Raw genomic sequence first — 18,544 nt, 5'->3', positions numbered from 1 at the left:
ATTTAATGATCGTTCGACCATTCATTATAAATTTTTAGAATAACTTCAGCAAAATCATCATCAACTGTATAAAAATAACACTCTGGCACATTAAGCACTTTAGCAAACGCGCACATCATCTCAAATGTTGGGCGATGTATACCGCTTTCATATTGGGATATGCGTGATCGTGCAGTGGCTTCTTCAATGCCAGCCAGTACGCCTAGCTTTTCTTGAGTGAGATTGGCTTGTAAACGAGCCGTTTTAAGGCGAATGGGCAACATGATGGCACCATCAATAAGGATATTGATAGCATGTTTAGCACTACTTTACATGTAGGTTGCTTAGACTTCCTGAACAATAGAGGCGGGGATTTATTTGCATTCGTTAAGAATGACTCTGATGTTTAAGGTAAAGCTCCAGAATCATCTTAGCAAAATCATCGTTTACCGTGTAAAAGTAACATTCCGGTACATTAAGTACCTTTGCAAATGAGCACATCATTTCAAATGTTGGACGATGTATCCCACCTTCATATTGAGACACGCGAGAACGCGCAGTTTCTTCTTCAATGCCAGCAAGAACTCCCAATTTTTCCTGAGTTAGATTAGCCCGTAGTCGGGCGGCTTTGAGACGAGTAGGCAGCATCCATTACACCATCAATGATCATACATTGACTTAGTGTTTAGCATTACTTAACATCGTAGTTGTTTAGACTATCTGAACAAATGATGTTTAATGTGAGGCCACAAAATAAGGATCATGGAGATGATTGATAAGGATTGGCACCCGGCAGATATCATCGCCGGGTTAAGAAAGAAGGGAACAACATTGGCGGCCGTTTCCCGAGAAGCGGGGTTAGCGTCTTCCACGTTGGCAAACGCGTTAACAAAACACTGGCCGAAAGGGGAAAAGCTGATTGCGGAAGCGCTGGGGGTTTCACCTGCGGAAATCTGGCCTTCCCGTTACCGCAAATCAGAAGATCGTTAAAGTAAAACAGGATCTCCCGAACCGTTATCGACCTAGGTTGGTAACGGTTCGGGAGAAGGCAAGCGAAGCGCGACAGTTTACTTTTGTTGTTCGCCCCATGCTCTCACCCCGTGACTTCGCCCCATGGTATGGGGCAAGTATATGCGGCGAGCGCATGAGGCGAATGCGGTGGCAGCAATGCAGCCCTGTGCCGGAAAATACATTTCCAGGCACAAAACGGCGTGCGCCAGTTCATGCGGGCTGGACGCCCTTATTGCCTGTCGCATGGGGGTAATGTCGCGGCTGGACGCCACGCCAAAACCCCAAGGTCAACGGCGGCACACCGTCGCACGCTACGCGCGACCAACCCCTTTAAGACGCGCGTTTTAGCCTGTTATTTCTCTTTCTCGCAAGCTCGGTGCGAAATAACGGGAAACGCTGCTTTAAATGGGTTGGTCGCGCCTCGCTACCGGCTTGTGGCCGGAGACTTAGCGACGACGGTGTGCGGGGCAAGCCCCCCAAATAAACCGACGCGTGGGCGCGTCTTTTTGCTCGCTGGGGCGGCAAAATTTATTCGGCTCCCCCCGGCCTGCTCGGTTTCCCTTGGGGGAAACGCTCGCGGGTGGGTTCGGGCGACGCAAATTAGCCATTTCTGCGAAATGGAATTTACTCGCCTCACGCCACTTTTTAACTGCTGCTGTTCGCATCCATTAAAAAGCCATACAAGCGCGGCCTGTCATATCGTTTGTCCCTGTAAACACGGGTAATTGCGATGGTGACAAATTCCGCTGTTTTATCAGGGATGTTCGGTGCTCGCTCTGCTGCGCTCCGCCTCAGCCCTGATACAACAGCGGCGTAGAGAAATAAGAAAACCGCCTCCGTTCGATCAGAAGCGGCTTATTTTATTCGTGCATCTGTCTGACTCAGGCAACCTTAATCGACTTCTCAAATCGATAAGCCGGGATGAACTGATGCTGGCAGGCATCGAGATAATCTGACCACCATTGCATCATCTGAGTCCGTTCGTCGAGGTGTTCCGCTTTGTGAATATAGGCGGCACGAACGTGGTTGCGCTCCTGATGGCTCATCTGCCGCTCCACGGCATCTTTTGACCAACGACCTGATTCAATCAACGCGCTACATGCTATCGTGCGGAAGCCATGTCCGCAGATATCCACCTGTGTGTCATAGCCCATCGTGCGCAGTGCCTTGTTGATGGTGTTCTCACTCATTGGCTTACGGGCATCGTGATCGCCGGGAAAGAGTAATTCCCCGTTGCCGGACAACAGTTTTAGCTGCTTCAGTATCGTTACCGCCTGTTTTGACAGCGGCACCAGATGCGGCGTTTTCATTTTTGCGCCACGCTCTGAGTGACGCACACCAGCTATGGGCTCCCGCTGTGCAGGAAGTGTCCACATGGCGTTATCCAGATCGACCTCCGTCCAACGGGCAAAACGCAATTCACTGGAGCGGATAAAGATCAGCAAATTAAGCTGTACGGCCAACCTTGTTAGCAGTCTGCCTGAATAGCCTTCTATTCTTTCCAGCAGTTCCGGCAACTTTTCCAGCGGCAGGGCAGGGTAATGGTTTTTCGGCGGCGGGGTGATTGCGCCGCAGAGGTCATTGGCCGGATTGCTGGCAATCAGTCCTTCCTGTACGGCGTAACGCATGATGACCGTCGTGCGTTGTTGTATCCGTGCCGCTGTTTCCAGACAGCCCTTTTTCTCCGCCACCCGCAACGGGATCAGCAAATCGGCGGTTTTCAGGTCGGTGATAAGGACATTGCCGATGAGCGGGAAAACGTGTAATTCCAGTGAGCGCAGGACTTTGACGGCGTGTGCCTCACTCCAGCGAATGTTCGCGGCCACCCACTGACGTGAAACGGCCTCAAAGGTATTGCCGTTTTTCTTCGCCTGTTTGTCGTGCTGTTTTTTTACACCGGGATCGTCCCCTGCGCTGAGAATAGTTCGGGCTTCTTCACGCAGTTTACGTGCAGTTGCCAGCGAGACAGTCGGGTAAGCGCCAAACGCCAGCTTCTTCTCCTTGCCGCCGAAGCGGTACTTAAGATGCCAGAGCTTGGAACCGTTAGGTTTAATCAGCAGGTACAGACCCTGCGCGTCGCTGAGTTTGTAAGGTTTATCGAGCGGCTTGGCGTTGCGGATGGCGGTATCAGTCAGAGGCATGGTGGGGGCTCCGTAGTTTATCGAACCGACAGGCCCCCAATTAAGCCCCCAAAAACTACGGATGTCAAAAAATCTGGTAGTACCTTGAGGTACTCCAGATTTCCATCAACTTACTGATTTTGCTATGTTCCCGGACGTATAGGAACGTCCCAAAACAAAAATATGGTGCCCGGACTCGGAATCGAACCAAGGACACGAGGATTTTCAATCCTCTGCTCTACCGACTGAGCTATCCGGGCAACGGGGCGCATTAAACCGTATTGGCCGCGTGGCGTCAACGGGTTTATCAACGAAAGCATGGAAAACCTTACTGACTGCCGACTTTTCAGCCAAAATGCGGGCTTTACCGCATTTTGTGTCTGAAATCAGGTGAGTGCACCGTTTTTACGGCACAGCGCAAAGCGTAAGACATCTTCTGCCAGCCGCTGGGCGGTGGCGATGCTGGCGGCCTGATGCTTGACCAGCAGGTTGCTCAGGCAGCCTTCCAGAATCAATTCCATCTGCTGTGCCACCATTTCGGGATCGTCGGTTTCCAGCTCTTCCAGCAAATCGCGGGTGTATTGGTAAGACGCTAACTTCTGCTGTTCCGCAATCTGGTGGATAGGGTGGTTGATATCAGGAAAGAAGCTGCACGCCGCAATAAACAAACAGTCTGGATAGCGCTGTTTGTTCACCGACTCGTGTAACACCTGATAGCGCGCCAGTAGCTTCTGCTCGATGCTTTTCTCGTCGTCTAAGAGAAGCTGACGCCGCCAGGTATCGACCTGCTGGCTATGGTGACGCAGGCCGTCATACAGCAGCGCTTCCCGATCCGGCCAGAATGGTGTCAGTTCCTCTACCGGAACCCCCAGTTTCTCCGCCAGCATATCCAGCGTCGTCATGGCAAATCCGTGCTGCTCCAGTAGAGTAAGCGCATGTTCAAGAACATCTTCCCGTTGCATTAGGTCTCCTCCAGAAGCACAAAATCGGATAGAAAGTGTCGTTTATGGGCTGAACTTCTGCAAATGTGCCTGAAATTGTTCAGCGTTCATAAAACCGGTGACGCGCGAGCCGGGGATCTCTTTCCCCTGAGCGTCAAAAAAGACGATGGTCGGCAGCCCTAAAACCTGTAGCTTTTTTAGCAGCGCGTTTTGTTCTTCGCGGTTAGCGGTGACGTCCGCCTGTAGCAGCGTAATGCGCGACAGATGATTTTGCACCGCCGGGTCGCTGAACGTGTATTTCTCGAACTCTTTGCAGGCCACGCACCAGTCAGCGTAAAGATCGAGCATAACAGGCTGAGCGCTCTTTGCCAGCGCGCTGTTGAGATCGGCAATGTTGGCGACTGGAGCGAAGTTCAATGCCGATGTGTGAGTTTGCGCCGCGCCTGTTGGAGGGAATACCCAGTCTTGCAGCGGTTTGGCGCTGATCACTATGCCTGCCAGCAGTAGCAACTGTACGCCACGCATCCAGCCTTTGCTGCTACGCAATGTCAGCATGAGCGCCCAGCCGAAGAAGGCGATGCCGAGCGCGCTCCACAGCCGCATTCCCCACGTTTCACCCAGAATACGTTCCAGCAGGAAGACGGGCAGTGCCAGAATAATGAAGCCAAACGCTTCCTTAACGTACTGCATCCACGGGCCGCTACGCGGCAGCAGTTTGTTGCCGAACAGTGTGACCAGAATGAGCGGTAAGCCCATGCCAAGCGCGTAGAGATAAAGCGTGCCGCCACCTGCCAGCATGTTGCCGCTCTGAGCGATGTAAAGCAGGATGGCGCTGAGCGGGGCGGTGGTGCAGGGGGAACAAATGAGCCCCGCCAACGCGCCCATGCAGAATACGCCGGTGACGGAGCCGCCTTGTTGACGGTTGCTCCACTCTGTCAGCCGAGTTTGTACCGATGACGGAAGCTGGAGCGTATACAGGCCAAACATGGACAGCGCCAGCGCAGCAAACATCACCGACAGACCAATCAGAATGTACGGGTGCTGGAGCGCCGCCTGAAAGCGTAATCCGGCGGCAGCGACAACCAACCCGAGCAGTGTGTAGGTGAGTGCCATGCCTTGCACATAGGTCATTGACAGCAGCAGCGTGCGGCGCGGCGTCAGCTGTTCTTTTCTGCCCAGCACCAGACTGGCAATCAGCGGGTACATCGGCAGGACGCAGGGAGTAAAGGCGACGCCGATACCAATCAACAGCGCCCACCACGGCGAGAACGGCATCGGCGTGGTCTGTGGCGGTGGCGTCTGGGCTGATGCGGTATTCGAGGTATCTGTGCCTGCGTTAGCCAGCACCTGACTGAGAGGAACGACGCGCGTTTCCGGCGGATAGCAGAAACCCGCATCGGCGCAGCCTTGATAGGTGACTTTAACGGTCGCGCCGTTTTCGGCCTGTTGAATGGGTACCGTTAGCGCCAGCCGATCCCGCAGGATAAAAACCTGACCGAAAAACTCGTCGTTGTGGCTTTCGCCCTGCGGCAGCTCCACCTTACCAAGCGTAGCACCGTTTCCTTCGATCTTGATTTGTGCGCGGTACAGGTAGTAATCGGGATGGATATCCCAGCGCAGGTTGAGCTGGTTATCCTGCTGTTGAAACTCAAAGGCGAAAGCCCCATCGACTGGCAGAAAGCGTGATGTCGTGCTGTTGCCAAACAGTTTCTGACCAAAAGAAGAGGCGGCCACACTGGGTGTGCCGACAGCTGTCCATAACAGGAAAATCAGCGTAAAGATGCGTTGAGCCATGTCAGATAATCGCTATCGCCCCCGGATATCGGCAGAACTAACAGCTCCGGCGTATCGTAAGGGTGTTGTTGTTTCAGGTGAGTCAGCAGCGCTTGCTGATGTGAGGTATCGCTTTTTATCAGCATTTGTACTTCTGATTGCTGTTCGAGCTTGCCTTCCCAGTAGTAAAGCGAACGTGCGCCGGGAAGCAGGGTGACGCAGGCAGCAAGTCGAGCTTCCAGCAGCGAGTCGGCAAGCCGTTGTGCACAGGCGTCGTCAGGTGTGGTACATAATATGACGACAGCATCGCAAAGCGGGCGGTCAGACATCACATCCTCCGTGTCAGATGAACAAATTCCAGACAACCAGAGCCACACTATACCTTGCTTTATTGTTTGAAGGGAATGAGGCGGATCGACGAGCTAAGCCGATCCGCGAGGGACTGTCTGGAAAGCAATCTTTAGATCAGGATACTGCCGAGGATAAAGCCAAATATCACCGACAGCGTAATCGCCATCACGCCGGGAATCAGGAAGGAGTGGTTAAACACAAACTTGCCGATACGCGTTGAGCCGGTGTCGTCCATCTCTACAGCGGCCAGCAGGGTCGGGTAGGTCGGCAGAACGAACAGGGCGGAAACGGCAGCAAAAGACGCCACGGCCGTGACCGGAGATACGCCTAACAGCAGCGCAGCAGGCATCAGTGCTTTTGCTGTTGCTGCCTGTGAGTAAAGCAGCGTGGCGGCGAAGAACAGCACGACGGCCAGCATCCACGGGTAGCTTTGCAACAGCGCGCCAGCGGTATCCTGAATATCGGAAATATGCGCTTTAACAAAGGTATCGCCCAGCCAGGCCACGCCCATCACGCAGATACAGGCGCTCATGCCGGACTTAAACGTGCTGGCGGAGAGGATGCGCGCGGTGTCGATTTTGCAGGTGATGCAAATCAGCGTGGCGATGGTCAGCATAAAGACCACAATAGCTTCGTTACGTGGCAGAACTGGATTCTGAATCAGCCCAACCGTGCCGCTGATCGCCGTGGCATACAGAACAACGGCGACGATGCCGATCAGAAATAGCATCACGGAAAGTTTGGCACCCGGTTTGATCTCATGTTGGCTATTACCGCGCAGCGTGGTTTCGCCTTTTTTCAGACGTTCCTGATAAATCGGATCGTCTTTCAGCTCTTTACCCAGGAAGTTAGTCACAATCGCCGTCAGCAGGATCGCGGCGAGCGTGGTAGGAATACAAATCCCTAACAGCAGCAGGTAGCTGACTCCGTGCGGCTCAAGAATACCGGCGACAAACACCACCGCCGCCGAGATTGGTGAGGCGGTAATCGCGATTTGCGAGGCGACGACGGCGATAGAGAGTGGGCGAGAAGGGCGAATTCCCTGCTCTTTGGCGACTTCGGCGATAACCGGCAGGGTGGAAAACGCGGTGTGTCCGGTACCAGCCAGAATTGTCATGAAATAGGTGACCAGCGGCGCGAGAAAGGTGACGTATTTCGGGTGCTTACGTAGCAGTTTCTCCGCTAGGCTGACCAGATAATCCATTCCGCCCGCGACCTGCATGGCAGCGATAGCGGCGATAACGGCCATGATAATTTCAATGACATCAAAAGGGATTAGGCCAGGCTTTATCTGAAACCCCAGCGTAAGAACAAGCACCCCTAGGCCACCGGCGAAACCAATGCCGATGCCTCCTAGTCGTGCCCCCAAATAGATGGCGAGCAGAACGATGAGTAACTCAAGACCAAGCATGACTATGCTCCTTAATTAATAATAAAAATTTCATAACTTATTCTTATGGCTGTATGCAGCAAAAAATAAAGGCACGCTGTTCTTCGTGAACGGACGTGCCTGAGAAGAATTAAGTGTTGGTGTTAAGGAAGCTCGTTTTCATCGGTATAACGTTTGGCTTTGTAAGCCGGATGCATCAGGTTCTGGATGGAGAAAATGTCATCCAGTTCAGCTTCTGTTAGTAGACCTCGCTCCAGTACGACTTCACGCACGCTCTTGCCCGTTTCCGCACAGATTCTGCCGACGATATCGCCGTTGTGGTGGCCGATGAACGGGTTCAAATACGTCACGATTCCGATAGAGTTGAAAACATAGGCTTCGCAAACGTCCTTATTGGCGGTGATGCCGTTGACGCATTTCTCAAGCAGGTTGTAGCAGGCATTGGTCAGAATGTGGGTCGATTCAAACATCGCCTGACCGATGACCGGTTCCATCACGTTTAACTGTAATTGCCCAGCTTCTGACGCCATGGTGACGCAAGTATCGTTACCGATGACCTTGAAGCACACCTGATTGACGACTTCCGGCACCACGGGGTTAACTTTTGCGGGCATGATCGAAGAGCCCGCCTGTAACTCCGGCAGGTTGATTTCATTCAGGCCAGCGCGCGGGCCTGAAGAGAGCAGACGCAAGTCATTGCAGATCTTCGATAGTTTCACCGCCAGACGCTTCAGCGAACTGTGGACCATGACATAGGCACCGCAGTCTGACGTGGCTTCGATCAAGTCTTCTGCGGGCACGCACGGCAGGCCGCTGACTTCCGCCAGGCGCTGCACTGCCAGTTGCTGGTAGCCGTCCGGCGTGTTCAGACGCGTACCGATTGCGGTCGCGCCCAGATTGACTTCAAGCAGCAGTTCCGCCGTGCGCAGCAGGTTTTTGATTTCCTCTTGCAGCAGTACGTGAAATGCATGAAATTCCTGACCGAGCGTCATTGGCACGGCGTCCTGCAACTGGGTGCGGCCCATCTTCAGAACGTCTTCAAATTCTTTGGCTTTACGCTCAAAACCCTCACTTAACTTCGCTATCGCATCCGTTAGTTTCAGTATGGCCGCATAGACCGCGATACGAAATCCAGTGGGGTAGGCATCATTGGTGGATTGGCATTTATTCAGGTGATCGTTGGGGTTCAGATACTGGTATTCGCCTTTCTGGTGGCCCATCAGCTCCAGGCCAATATTGGCTAATACTTCGTTGGTATTCATATTGACCGACGTACCAGCGCCTCCCTGATATACATCTACCGGAAACTGGTCCATACATTTGCCGTTATTCAGCACTTCATCGCAGGCGCGGATAATGACGTCAGCGATTTTTTTCGGGATGGTTTGCAGCTCTTTGTTCGCCAGCGCGGCAGCTTTCTTCACCATGACCATGCCGCGCACGAATTCGGGGATATCACTGATTTTATTGGTACTGATATAGAAGTTTTCGACGGCGCGCAGCGTGTGAACGCCATAATACGCGTCTGCGGGAACTTCTCGGGTGCCTAACAGGTCTTCTTCAATACGGATGTTTTCTGACATGAAAATTCCTATCCTGTTGTACGACTAGCGAGGTGACTAGACGTTGTGGGCTGGTTTTTCAGATGGCCTTACTTCGGAAAATAGCGTGACTACGGATAAACCGTCTTCTCTCGGCAATAGTATTGGGATGTTTGACCAACCATATATCCATTGCCGTGAGGATATGTCGTTGTGACAGTGAAAAATAGGTGTTTAGATCACTATACTGACGTTCTCTACCGTTACGGTAAATGAACTGTGATTGTAGTCACGAGTCATTATTTTAGAACAATAATCATGGAGTGGCGGCTTGAAAACGTGCAAAGGCGTACCCATTTTACTAAATCATGATGTGCCGGATCGCAGAGCAGAGCGCGTGTTTGACCTAATCCATTGGCAGTAAAGCGTATCTGGATTTTCAATCGCGATGGCTTAACACGTTTTCATTAACACACGTTCTTATTAACGACAGTTCGCGTGAAAAAACACAGGAGAACCGGGTGCGCTGGTTACCGTTATTACTGATTTTTCTTTTAGCTTACATCGAGATATCGCTGTTTATTCAAGTGGCTGAAGTGCTGGGTGTCGCCATGACCCTGCTGCTGGTGGTCTTCACGTCCTGCGTGGGCGTCTCACTGGTACGCAATCAAGGGATGAAAACGCTGGTGCAGATGCAGCAGAAAATGGCGGCAGGTGAAAGCCCTGCGGCTGAAATGGTAAAAAGCGTTTCACTGGTGCTGGCTGGCTTCTTGCTGCTGATTCCGGGCTTCCTGACCGACTTTCTGGGGCTGTTGCTGTTACTGCCGCCAGTACAGAAAAGCCTGACGCTCAAACTGATGCCTCACTTACACATCCGGCGTTCCGGTTCCGGCGCACCGCCTTCTGGCGGGAACACCTTTGAAGGTGAATACCAGCGTAAAGACGGTGGGCGCGGAAATATTGAACACCGAGACGATCGGGACGACCGCTAACGTCGCGACTGCCTGAAAAGCAGATAAGGATTATCATGTTGATAATCCTTATTTTTTATCTGCTATCGGTAACACGTAACCGCCTAACGCAAAAAAAATGAATTTTCTCCCTTGAAGGGCAGCGAAACGCCCCCACTTAGAACACCACAAGGCCGATTATGAAAAGCATAGTCGTTATGAAAACATAGTCGGCGTTTATCCTAAACCGATATGGACTTTCTCAAAGGAGAGCTATCAATGAATATTCGTCCATTGCATGACCGCGTGATCGTCAAGCGCAAAGAAGTTGAGTCAAAATCTGCTGGCGGTATCGTACTGACTGGTTCCGCTGCTGGTAAATCTACCCGTGGTGAAGTTCTGGCCGTAGGTCACGGACGTATCCTGGAAAATGGCGAAGTGAAGCCGCTGGATGTGAAAGTGGGCGACATCGTTATTTTCAATGATGGCTATGGCGTGAAAGCAGAGAAGATCGATAACGAAGAAGTGTTGATCATGTCTGAAAGCGACATTCTGGCAATTGTTGAAGCGTAATTGCGCGTAATCATCTGAACTGAACGAATTTAAGGGAAATACACCATGGCAGCTAAAGACGTAAAATTCGGTAATGACGCTCGCGTAAAAATGCTGCGCGGCGTGAATGTACTGGCTGATGCAGTGAAGGTTACCCTGGGCCCGAAAGGCCGTAACGTAGTTTTGGATAAATCCTTCGGTGCACCGACCATTACTAAAGACGGCGTATCTGTTGCGCGTGAAATCGAGCTGGAAGACAAGTTCGAGAACATGGGCGCACAGATGGTGAAAGAAGTTGCCTCTAAAGCGAATGACGCAGCAGGCGACGGCACCACGACCGCAACCGTATTGGCGCAGGCTATCATCACTGAAGGCCTGAAAGCTGTTGCAGCGGGCATGAACCCGATGGATCTGAAGCGCGGTATCGATAAAGCCGTTATCGCCGCTGTTGAAGAGCTGAAAGCACTGTCTGTACCGTGCTCTGACTCTAAAGCTATTGCTCAGGTGGGTACCATCTCTGCTAACTCCGACGAAACCGTAGGCAAAATGATTGCCGAAGCAATGGACAAAGTCGGTAAAGAAGGTGTTATCACCGTTGAAGAAGGTACAGGTCTGCAAGACGAGCTGGACGTGGTTGAAGGTATGCAATTCGACCGTGGCTACCTGTCTCCGTACTTCATCAACAAGCCAGAAACTGGCGCTGTAGAACTGGAAAGCCCGTTCATCCTGCTGGCTGACAAAAAAATCTCCAACATCCGCGAAATGCTGCCAGTCCTGGAAGCGGTAGCGAAAGCGGGCAAACCGCTGGTTATCGTTGCTGAAGACGTTGAAGGCGAAGCGCTGGCTACGCTGGTGGTTAACACCATGCGCGGCATCGTGAAAGTGGCTGCGGTGAAAGCACCAGGTTTCGGCGACCGCCGTAAAGCGATGCTGCAAGACATCGCGACGCTGACTGGCGGTACTGTTATTTCTGAAGAGATCGGTCTGGAGTTGGAAAAAGCAACGCTGGAAGATCTGGGTCAGGCAAAACGCGTTGTGATCAACAAAGACACCACCACCATCATCGATGGTACGGGTGAAGAAGCTGCGATCCAGGGCCGCGTTGCTCAGATCCGTCAGCAGGTTGAAGAAGCAACGTCTGATTACGACCGCGAAAAACTGCAAGAGCGTGTGGCTAAACTGGCTGGCGGCGTAGCCGTTATCAAAGTTGGCGCAGCAACTGAAGTTGAAATGAAAGAGAAGAAAGCACGCGTTGAAGATGCCTTGGCTGCGACTCGCGCCGCGGTAGAAGAAGGCGTGGTTGCTGGTGGTGGTGTGGCACTGGTTCGCGTTGCGGCTAAACTGGCTTCTCTGACTGCTCAAAACGAAGACCAGAACGTGGGTATCAAAGTTGCGCTGCGCGCGATGGAAGCTCCACTGCGTCAGATCGTTTCCAACGCTGGCGAAGAGCCATCTGTGGTTGCGAACAGCGTTAAAGCAGGCGAAGGTAACTACGGTTACAACGCAGCAACTGAAGAATACGGCAACATGATCGACTTCGGTATCCTGGACCCAACCAAAGTCACCCGTTCTGCGCTGCAGTTCGCGGCTTCTGTTGCTGGTCTGATGATCACCACCGAATGTATGGTAACCGACCTGCCGAAAAGCGATGCACCTGACTTAGGTGGCGCTGGTGGTATGGGCGGCATGGGTGGTATGGGCGGCATGATGTAATGTGACACCTTTGTCGCCGGAAGCCATTTTCTGGTGACAGGCGTCAGGTTACAGAAGTTCGTCTTTCTGTCCTTCAAAGAGCACTATCTGGTCGCGAGACTGGGTGGTGCTTTTTTTATGCGCCTCTTTTCTATCAATCAATTCAATGCATTATTGAGATAAATGTACTTGTGTTTGTTGATCTCCTGCCAAACGACTGTGTGAATGACTAAAGAGGCATCGCGATGGCTGGCGCGTAACCAGCCACATTGCCAAAATGTTGCCACATCGGGGATGAATTGGTTTATAGCGTGTTATCGGGGGAAGCATTCTGCGCTACAATAAGGGCGCTTACTTTATTTACGAATGCTTTATCGATAAGCAACCCTGTCTGGAGTAGGGATAATGTCTGACGATGCGTCAACGCTTCTGCGCACCATATCCTGGTTTACTGAACCCCCTTCGGTATTGCCTGAACACATTGGTGACTGGCTGATGGAAACCAGTTCCATGACGCAGCGGCTTGAAAAATACTGTGCCCAACTGAGGGTCACGCTTTGTCGTGAGGGTTTCATTACGCCACAGGTAGTGGGCGAAGAGCGCGATCAACTCCCTCTTGATGAACGTTACTGGCTGCGTGAAGTCGTGCTGTATGGTGACGATCGCCCTTGGCTTTTCGGCAGAACGATTGTCCCACAACAGACGCTCGATGGTTCAGGCTCAGCGTTGACCAAAATAGGCAATCAGCCGTTAGGTCGTTATCTGTTTGAGCAAAAATCGCTGACGCGTGATTATATTCATACCGGATGTTGCGAAGGTTTATGGGCGCGGCGTTCCCGCCTGTGTCTTTCGGGGTATCCGTTACTGTTGACTGAGCTTTTCTTACCGGAATCACCCGTTTATTACACACCTGGTGATGAAGGTTGGCAGGTAATTTGAGGAGATAAATCCTTGGAAAGAAGTGTTACAGCAGGGAAATGGCTGGCTTATTGTCGCTTGATGCGGATTGATAAACCGATAGGTTCTCTGTTACTGCTGTGGCCAACGCTATGGGCGCTATGGCTGGCGGGAGGGGGAACACCTGCACCGTGGACGCTCTTTGTTTTTGTCGCTGGCGTTTTCCTTATGCGTGCGGCGGGTTGCGTTATCAATGATTATGCCGACAGGCATTTTGACGGCCATGTAAAACGAACCGCTTCTCGCCCATTGCCCAGCGGCGAGGTGAGCGAGCAATCAGCCAAAATTCTGTTCGTGGTTCTGGTCTTGTTGGCGTTTGGTCTGGTGTTGACGCTGAATAAGATGACTATTTTATTGTCTGTCGCCGGGCTGGCTCTGGCGTGGGTTTATCCGTTTATGAAGCGGATCAGCCATCTGCCTCAGTTTGTGCTGGGGGCGGCATTCGGTTGGTCGATCCCTATGGCCTACGCAGCGGTAAGTGAAAGCCTGCCCGTGACCTGCTGGATGATGTTTTTGGCGTATATTTGCTGGACGGTGGCTTACGATACGCAATATGCCATGGTGGATCGTGATGACGACCTGAAGATCGGTGTAAAATCCACTGCGATCTTATTTGGTCGTTTTGACAATCTCATTATCGGGTTATTGCAGTTTAGTATGCTGGCGTTGTTGCTGATTTTAGGAAAGCTCACCGGGCTGGGAACCCCCTACTATATCTCGCTGTTGATAGCTGGCGCGATGTTTGTCTATCAGCAAATACTGACTGCCGGGCGCGAGCGCGATGCTTGTTTCAAAGCATTCCATAATAATAAGTATGCGGGTATGGCGATATTTATTGGCGTACTGTTTGGCCTGTAAGGTGAACATCAGATACAAAAAAGCAGCGATTTCTCGCTGCTTTTTTTATGACGGAATGTCGGGTTCGTTTGTTATGCTAAACGCGTCCACGGCTTGATGGCGGCGCGTTGTCCGCCATTTTACCGTAGTTACTGCCTGACTATTCCTGCTTTGCCTCTTCCACCGTCTGACCGGCTGTTTCCATCTCGGCGGATGAGCTGGCACTTTCGATAGTCAACCTAACTTCTGGGGTGATCAGATCGCCAAGGATGTTGTAGATTGCCACGATATCGCCTTGTGCTGCTTCCGCACTGTCGGTGATATATCCGGCTGTGCGTAACGTCGCAACCAGCGTGGAGAACACCGCTTTATCGAAAAATTCCGGCGCATTAATGCCGTGCAGAACAGACAGACGCTGTGCCATATTTCGGCTTTCTTTCTCCAGCGTTCCACGGTTGATTTCTGGGTTCGCGCACAGCAAGGACAGCGTAATCGCATAACGTTGCAGCGTCTCACGCACGCCTGCTGACAGCAGTTGCAGGGTGCGGATACGTGGTGGATTAATGGCTAACTCGCCGTCACGGCTACACAGCAACTGTTGCCGAATCAGTTCATTAGCTAGCGTTTCCAGCACGCCCGGTAATTGCTCTTTGGAATAATGCAGGAACAACTCGGCTTGCAGTAGCGGATAGATTAGCGTGATTTGTTGCACGACGTCGGCGAGAGTAATCCGACGATGATGGATGACGATGCTGGCGATCAGCGATGGCAAGACCAACAGGTGCTGGATGTTATTGCGATAATACGTCATCAGAACGGCTTGCTCGCGCGGCAGAATGATGATGTCGCCAATGCTGTCCTTCTCTACTTCAAACTTGTTCATGCCTAGCGCGTGTTCCAACAGTTCATCCGCTGTCTTCTTAGGCGCTGTAATATCTTTGTGGTAAGGAACCTGGCGCAGCAGTTGCAGGTAGCAATCTAGCTGTTCATGCATTTGTTCACGGGTCAGAGAACGCTGGCGCGAGGCTAACAGGGCGGTAGAGCACAGGTTCATTGCGTTCGCTGCCGCAGAGTTATTGATGCGCACCATGATATCCATGGAGATATCCTGCACTGTCGGCGTTAGCCAGCTTGGGCGCTGTGCCTCAATCGGATCAATCGCGTCACGCCATTGCGGCACATGCTGATTCAGATAGGTTGTCAGCGGGAGGGGTTCGCCGAAGTTCACGTAACCCTGACCCAAATTACGCAGTTTGCGCAAACCGCGCACCATCTGCATAAAGCCTTCTTTTTCCTTCACCGCACCGCGCAGCTCTTTCGCATAGGTGCCGACTTCCATCACGTGCTCGTAGCCGACATAAATCGGCACCAGCGTGATAGGGCGCGTGCCGCCTCTGAGCATGGCCTGAATGGTCATCGCCAGCGTACCGGTTTTCGGCTCTAGCAGACGGCCCGTGCGTGAACGTCCGCCTTCCATGAAGTATTCAACCGAATAACCGCGGGCAAACAGCTCACCCAGATATTCACGGAAAATCGTGGAGTACAGCTTGTTGCCTTTAAAGGTCCGGCGAATAAAGAACGCGCCAAGACGGCGGAAGATGGGGCCAGCTGGCCAGAAATTCAGGTTGATACCTGCGGCGATGTGCGGCGGCACTAAGCCTTGATGGTACAGGACGTAGGACAGCAGCAGGTAATCCATATGGCTGCGGTGGCAGGGCACATAGACAATGCCATGACCATCCTGCGCCAGTTGTCGCACGCGTTCGGCGTTGTGGACGTTAATCCCCTGATAAAGGCGGTTCCACGTCCAGCTCAACACGCGATCTGACAGACGCACAGCTTCGTAAGAGAAGTCGGCAGCGATTTCCTCCATCAGCGCGATTGCATTTTGCTGCGCTTTCTCGTGGGAAATTTTCTTACTGCGTGCCTCATCGTCGACGGCTTTCTTGATCGCTTTGGAGTCCAGCAGCTTGTTAAACAGATCCTGACGTACGGGTAAGCGTGGGCCAACTGCCGCCAAACGCTGACGGGAGAAATGCATACGCGCGACACGTGCCAGTTTGTGGGCTATGGTTTTGTCAGTGCCATGCTCGGTCGCCATATAGCGCAGCGACACCGGGCTGGAGAAGCGGACAAAGCTGTCACGACCTAGCCACAGTACGGCGAAAAATTTCTCGATGCCGTTAAGCAATCGCAGGTGTGGTGTGGCCTGAGAATGGCCTTCCCGACCTGGAGAGCGCCCAAACATCACGGAAACCGGCACCATCTGCACGTCTAAATCTGGATTAGCACGGTGCAAGTCCAGATAGTCGTGGAACAGTTTGACGGATTTCTGCTTGGGAACGTAGTAGCGGAAAACGCGCGGCCCGTCATTAATAAAGACATGGCTAGGGAGTTCGACGCCATTGAATTCGAACGATAGCGAAGGATCGGGTAACCCCAATGCCAGGCATTTCGCACGTAGCGTCAAGAGATCCGCCTGAGAGTTATAAGGCAGGACATAGAGTATAGGACGTGAGGGATCTAACCCCAACTCGACCACCGGATCTGCGGGAATAACTTTGCTCTTCACCAGCAGTTTCAGTGGGAGATTCAATAGTTTATAGTAAATTTTACGCCAACCTGACATAACAACGTGGAGCCTCTTGTTAGCAATGCGCCGCAAGGATACCAGAAACTGCGCCGGAGATCTGTGGTGATGAGACAACACGAGCGCGTTAAAATGCGAACTATTTTGCATAAATAGCGGAGGATAAATGAATAAAGCAACGGGGATGACCCGGATTATTAAGGCGACCGGTTATTCCTTTAAGGGGCTGAAACAGGCGTGGCAGCATGAGGCAGCGTTTCGTCAGGAAACGATACTGACGGTTGTCGGCGTCATTACCGCGTGTTTACTGCCGGTTACGCTGGTTGAAAAACTGCTGCTTATCGGATCTGTCGTGTTGATTATGCTGTTTGAACTGGCTAACAGCGCCATTGAAGCCGTGGTCGATCGCATTGGTTTAGAGCACCACGAATTGTCCGGTCGGGCGAAAGATATCGGATCAGCGGCTGTCTTTGTTGCCATCTTGTTAGCCGCTGTCGTATGGGGCAGTATCCTCTGGCAACATTTTGCCTGATGCTCCGCATAAATGAATAAAACTCAGGGCTTTGCCTATATCTCGATTCCCAATTGAGCCTTACCTGTATATACTCACAGCAAGACTGTATAAACAACCAGGGGGCGGAATGAAAGTATTAACAGCAAGGCAGCAGCAGGTTTATGACCTGATCCGCGATCATATTGCGCAAACCGGAATGCCGCCAACGAGGGCGGAAATTGCCCAACAGCTGGGATTTCGCTCTCCAAATGCGGCTGAAGAACATCTGAAAGCGCTGGCGCGTAAAGGCGTGATTGAAATTGTCTCGGGCGCGTCTCGTGGCATTCGTCTGCTCATGGAAGAAGAGACGGGTATTCCTCTGGTTGGTCGCGTGGCCGCAGGTGAACCGCTGCTGGCGCAGGAACATATCGAATGCCGCTATCAGGTTGACCCTGCGATGTTTAAACCCAGCGCCGACTTTTTGTTACGTGTCAGCGGTATGTCGATGAAAAATATTGGTATTATGGATGGTGATTTACTGGCCGTGCATAAAACAGAAGATGTGCGCAACGGTCAGATTGTGGTGGCGCGTATTGACGATGAAGTGACGGTGAAACGCCTGAAGAAGCAGGGTAATACGGTGCATCTTCTCGCTGAAAATGAAGAGTTCGCCCCTATCGTTGTCGACTTGCGTCAGCAAAGCTTTTCGATAGAAGGCTTAGCGGTTGGCGTGATTCGTAACAGCGACTGGAGCTAACCATTCGCAAAAAAATGATAGCCCTCAGGGCTATCGTTTTTTAATTGGAACCGTATGGTCGTGATCGCAATGATCCGGCTGCTTGCATGATGCCACTTCCTGACAGTCTCCACACAACCCATGTGCTTCCACAACGCTGTGACGCAGCGTAAATCCTGACTGCTGCGCCAAACTGCGTAGCGTTTCTTCTACACCTTCGGTTTGACGTTCAGTGACTTGCCCGCAACGGTCGCAGATGAAAAGGGCAGATGTATGGCTGTGATCTTCGATATGGTGGCACAGCACGTAGCTGTTGTTTGATTCAACGCGATGGATAAAGCCCTGTTCCAGCAGAAAGTCCAGTGCGCGATATACAGTAGGCGGTTTGGCCTGAGGTTCTGTGAGTCGCAGAAGATCCAGCAGGTCATAAGCGCTGATAGCCCCCGCTTGCTGTGCCATAAGGCGTAGAACCTCCAACCGCTGTGGTGTTAGACGCACAGCGCGCTGCTGACAAATCTGTTCAGCCTGGGCAAGAAGTTTGTCCTGTTTGGTTGAATCCATTGTCATATCACCCTGACACATTGAGGAACAAGACAGGTATCTTACCACGGCTGAATAAAAACGCCGAGCG

18 protein-coding genes and 1 tRNA gene are annotated in these 18,544 nt (G+C 52.1%); 8 read left to right on the top strand and 11 right to left on the bottom strand.

The genetic code is table 11. The features are described from left to right. Nucleotides 1-2 precede the first annotated feature (2 nt). Complete coding sequence (locus EDI29_RS11705; protein WP_107170168.1) at nucleotides 3-263, bottom strand: helix-turn-helix domain-containing protein; 261 nt, start codon at nucleotides 261-263, stop codon at nucleotides 3-5. Nucleotides 264-366: 103 nt separating this feature from the next. After that, nucleotides 367-627 (bottom strand): helix-turn-helix domain-containing protein, encoded by a 261-nt coding sequence (locus tag EDI29_RS11700; protein WP_107170167.1) that lies wholly within the window; start codon nucleotides 625-627, stop codon nucleotides 367-369. Nucleotides 628-747: 120 nt separating this feature from the next. On the opposite strand from EDI29_RS11700, the gene EDI29_RS11695 reads away from it, so the two are divergent. Continuing rightward, a complete protein-coding gene (locus EDI29_RS11695; protein ID WP_010301503.1) occupies nucleotides 748-969 on the top strand; it encodes a helix-turn-helix domain-containing protein in 222 nt (73 codons plus the stop codon). Nucleotides 970-1,871: 902 nt separating this feature from the next. Here EDI29_RS11695 and EDI29_RS11685 read toward each other — a convergent pair. From EDI29_RS11685 to aspA, 7 genes are all read right to left on the bottom strand, one after another. Further along, nucleotides 1,872-3,131: a tyrosine-type recombinase/integrase gene (locus EDI29_RS11685; protein WP_137741049.1), complete on the bottom strand. Its 1,260-nt coding sequence runs from the start codon at nucleotides 3,129-3,131 to the stop codon at nucleotides 1,872-1,874. Nucleotides 3,132-3,294: 163 nt separating this feature from the next. Then, nucleotides 3,295-3,370 (bottom strand) — tRNA-Phe (locus EDI29_RS11680). Between the two features lie 126 nt (nucleotides 3,371-3,496). Then, nucleotides 3,497-4,072 carry a transcriptional regulator gene (locus tag EDI29_RS11675; protein WP_137741048.1) on the bottom strand — a complete coding sequence of 192 codons (576 nt, stop codon included), beginning with the start codon at nucleotides 4,070-4,072 and terminating at the stop codon, nucleotides 3,497-3,499. A 42-nt stretch (nucleotides 4,073-4,114) separates the two neighbouring features. After that, nucleotides 4,115-5,845 carry a protein-disulfide reductase DsbD gene (locus EDI29_RS11670; RefSeq protein ID WP_137741047.1) on the bottom strand — a complete coding sequence of 577 codons (1,731 nt, stop codon included), beginning with the start codon at nucleotides 5,843-5,845 and terminating at the stop codon, nucleotides 4,115-4,117. Further along, nucleotides 5,821-6,153: a divalent cation tolerance protein CutA gene (gene cutA, locus EDI29_RS11665; protein ID WP_137741046.1), complete on the bottom strand. Its 333-nt coding sequence runs from the start codon at nucleotides 6,151-6,153 to the stop codon at nucleotides 5,821-5,823. The genes EDI29_RS11670 and cutA overlap by 25 nt, the downstream gene beginning before the upstream one ends. A 131-nt stretch (nucleotides 6,154-6,284) precedes the next feature. Beyond that, entirely contained in the window at nucleotides 6,285-7,586 is a 1,302-nt protein-coding gene (locus EDI29_RS11660; protein WP_137741045.1) for an anaerobic C4-dicarboxylate transporter, read from the bottom strand. A gap of 122 nt (nucleotides 7,587-7,708) precedes the next feature. Continuing rightward, on the bottom strand, nucleotides 7,709-9,148 hold the full coding sequence (gene aspA / locus EDI29_RS11655; RefSeq protein WP_137741044.1) for an aspartate ammonia-lyase: 1,440 nt from the start codon (nucleotides 9,146-9,148) through the stop codon (nucleotides 7,709-7,711). Between the two features lie 479 nt (nucleotides 9,149-9,627). Between aspA and EDI29_RS11650 the strand changes: the two genes are divergently transcribed. The 5 genes from EDI29_RS11650 (at nucleotide 9,628) to ubiA (ending at nucleotide 14,115) form a co-directional block, all read left to right on the top strand. Then, the gene (locus tag EDI29_RS11650) at nucleotides 9,628-10,098 is read left to right on the top strand and encodes an FxsA family protein (RefSeq protein WP_137741043.1); all 471 of its coding nucleotides are present in this window, start codon (nucleotides 9,628-9,630) and stop codon (nucleotides 10,096-10,098) included. A 237-nt stretch (nucleotides 10,099-10,335) separates the two neighbouring features. Then, nucleotides 10,336-10,629, top strand: coding sequence for a co-chaperone GroES (locus tag EDI29_RS11645; RefSeq protein WP_005971295.1), 294 nt, complete (start codon nucleotides 10,336-10,338; stop codon nucleotides 10,627-10,629). A gap of 45 nt (nucleotides 10,630-10,674) precedes the next feature. Next, nucleotides 10,675-12,321: a chaperonin GroEL gene (gene groL / locus EDI29_RS11640; protein ID WP_039470609.1), complete on the top strand. Its 1,647-nt coding sequence runs from the start codon at nucleotides 10,675-10,677 to the stop codon at nucleotides 12,319-12,321. 384 nt (nucleotides 12,322-12,705) lie between these two features. Next, the gene (ubiC, locus tag EDI29_RS11635; RefSeq protein WP_137741042.1) at nucleotides 12,706-13,239 is read left to right on the top strand and encodes a chorismate lyase; all 534 of its coding nucleotides are present in this window, start codon (nucleotides 12,706-12,708) and stop codon (nucleotides 13,237-13,239) included. 12 nt (nucleotides 13,240-13,251) lie between these two features. Then, complete coding sequence (ubiA, locus tag EDI29_RS11630) at nucleotides 13,252-14,115, top strand: 4-hydroxybenzoate octaprenyltransferase (protein ID WP_137741041.1); 864 nt, start codon at nucleotides 13,252-13,254, stop codon at nucleotides 14,113-14,115. Between the two features lie 139 nt (nucleotides 14,116-14,254). Here the strand turns inward: ubiA and plsB are convergent, their stop codons facing one another. Then, nucleotides 14,255-16,723: a glycerol-3-phosphate 1-O-acyltransferase PlsB gene (gene plsB / locus EDI29_RS11625; RefSeq protein ID WP_137741040.1), complete on the bottom strand. Its 2,469-nt coding sequence runs from the start codon at nucleotides 16,721-16,723 to the stop codon at nucleotides 14,255-14,257. Nucleotides 16,724-16,850: 127 nt separating this feature from the next. On the opposite strand from plsB, the gene EDI29_RS11620 reads away from it, so the two are divergent. After that, entirely contained in the window at nucleotides 16,851-17,216 is a 366-nt protein-coding gene (locus EDI29_RS11620; RefSeq protein ID WP_137741039.1) for a diacylglycerol kinase, read from the top strand. 109 nt (nucleotides 17,217-17,325) lie between these two features. Next, nucleotides 17,326-17,934: a transcriptional repressor LexA gene (gene lexA / locus EDI29_RS11615; RefSeq protein WP_005971310.1), complete on the top strand. Its 609-nt coding sequence runs from the start codon at nucleotides 17,326-17,328 to the stop codon at nucleotides 17,932-17,934. 30 nt (nucleotides 17,935-17,964) lie between these two features. On the opposite strand, the gene zur is transcribed toward lexA, so the two are convergent. Continuing rightward, nucleotides 17,965-18,474 (bottom strand): zinc uptake transcriptional repressor Zur, encoded by a 510-nt coding sequence (zur, locus tag EDI29_RS11610; protein WP_137741038.1) that lies wholly within the window; start codon nucleotides 18,472-18,474, stop codon nucleotides 17,965-17,967. Between the last annotated feature and the right edge of the window lie 70 nt (nucleotides 18,475-18,544).

Origin of the sequence: Pectobacterium polonicum (assembly GCF_005497185.1) — a bacterium.
GTDB classification, from domain to species: Bacteria; Pseudomonadota; Gammaproteobacteria; order Enterobacterales; family Enterobacteriaceae; genus Pectobacterium; species Pectobacterium polonicum.
Note: the sequence above shows the minus strand (reverse complement) of the source record. Positions and strands in the feature narration are given on the sequence as shown.